The following is a 1,339-nucleotide window of genomic DNA, read 5'->3' on the forward strand; positions in this document are numbered from 1 at the left end:
GAAGCCGGCGTTGGGTGCCACAAAGGTGCCGTTGATGCGGATGCCGGTGCGTTGGGCATAGCGCTCTTCGCCGGTGTATTCGTTGGTGCGGATATCGACCGTTATCGTTTCCAATTTGGGGCTGGGCTGCACTTTGGCCGCACCGCGCGCTTCGGAGAGCGGTTTGACGCGGCAGCGGCAACGGTAATCCAGCGGCGGATAGAGAGTATCATCAAACATATCCTACCAGTCCCACGATACCAGACGGCCTTTCTGTTTCAGATAGGCCACGGCGGCTTCGGGCTGCATGCTGAACACGGCTTTGATGTCTTCGGGGTTCATTTGCCCATCTCCTGAGCCGCTTCAATCCTGCCGACCAGGCCCGATAAAAATATCAGCCTGGCCAGCTCGTTTTGCAGGGCTGTGTCGTCCATCTCGGGATAAACGGCGCTCAGACGGTCGAGCAGGTTGTCGGCGGTTTCGCCTTTTTTCAGTTCGGCCACCGGCGCATCGATCAAGGCGCGGCCTTGCACATTCAGACGGCCAGCATCGAGGGGAACCGGCAAGCCCTCGGCAAATTCGGGCATATCGGCCTGCTCAGCTTCGATGGTGCGTACCGTGTACAGCTGTCCATGCAGGACACTTTGGTGTCTGACGAAGGTCTGCTGACCACCAAAGCTCTGATTGACGAGTGCCTCAACGAGTGGGTGGAAGGCAGCCACGCCGAGCTGAAAACGCTGATTAACGCCGCCTTCCAAGTGGACAAAGAGGGCAATATCTCCATCGCCTGCGTGCTCGGCCTGCGCCTGCAAATCGGCGATGAAAAGTGGCGGCGGACAATGACGGCTTTGAGCGACAGCCTGCAGGTGCATATCAGCAAACCGTTTGTGTGGGTGTACCGCCGCGATGAGGCAGGCGATTACCAGTTAATGAATTTGGATGTGGCGAAGGTGTGAATAGTCATGGAGAAATGGGCAAAATTATTGGGGCTGTACTAGATTAGCAGTTATGTTACCCTCAAAATATGAAGATAACACACCGCAAATTAAAGAAAAAAACACAGAAAGAACTGCTGCGTTTTTTGTGCTGGAAGCAACTGCCCGTTCCGCTGCCGATACTTTGGACATCCATCCCAATTCGGCGACATTGTTCTACCGCAAAATCCGTCAGGTCATCAGCCATCATTTGACATTGGAGGCAGACGAGGTTTTCGATGGCCCGGTTAAGTTGGGGTGTCAATTCCATTCCAAAACTGAGCCACAGTTGTGGTCTAAAATTGAGCCACCCTATGAGCGGTGTTTCATCCGGTAAGAATCATTGCCCGTCTCAAAAATATCGCAGCAATAAGTCAGACGCTCCA

General features: G+C 54.1%; 1 protein-coding gene and 3 pseudogenes. 2 read left to right on the forward strand and 2 right to left on the reverse strand.

Going from position 1 to position 1,339, the window contains the following annotated elements:
- Both IR141_RS12460 and IR141_RS12465 read right to left on the reverse strand, forming a co-directional pair.
- A pseudogene (locus IR141_RS12460) lies at nucleotides 1–321 on the reverse strand (hypothetical protein); the annotation flags it as partial.
- Nucleotides 318–566 carry a DUF935 domain-containing protein gene (locus IR141_RS12465; RefSeq protein WP_228068269.1) on the reverse strand — a complete coding sequence of 83 codons (249 nt, stop codon included), beginning with the start codon at nucleotides 564–566 and terminating at the stop codon, nucleotides 318–320. The gene IR141_RS12465 and the pseudogene IR141_RS12460, both read right to left, overlap by 4 nt.
- Between IR141_RS12465 and IR141_RS12470 the strand changes: the two are divergent.
- Nucleotides 552–935, forward strand: a pseudogene (locus IR141_RS12470) (DUF3164 family protein); the annotation flags it as partial. The gene IR141_RS12465 and the pseudogene IR141_RS12470 overlap by 15 nt on opposite strands.
- A gap of 68 nt (nucleotides 936–1,003) precedes the next feature.
- A pseudogene (locus IR141_RS12475) lies at nucleotides 1,004–1,209 on the forward strand (IS1595 family transposase); the annotation flags it as partial.
- Nucleotides 1,210–1,339 lie beyond the last annotated feature (130 nt).

The sequence above is a fragment of the Neisseria sp. 19428wB4_WF04 genome (assembly GCF_015235335.1).
Classification (GTDB): Bacteria; Pseudomonadota; Gammaproteobacteria; order Burkholderiales; family Neisseriaceae; genus Neisseria; species Neisseria musculi.

Excerpts from the sequence above, each read along its gene's own strand:
- IR141_RS12465 (WP_228068269.1), bottom strand. The coding sequence starts at position 566 with ATGCCCGAATTTGCCGAGGGCTTGCCGGTTCCCCTCGATGCTGGCCGT.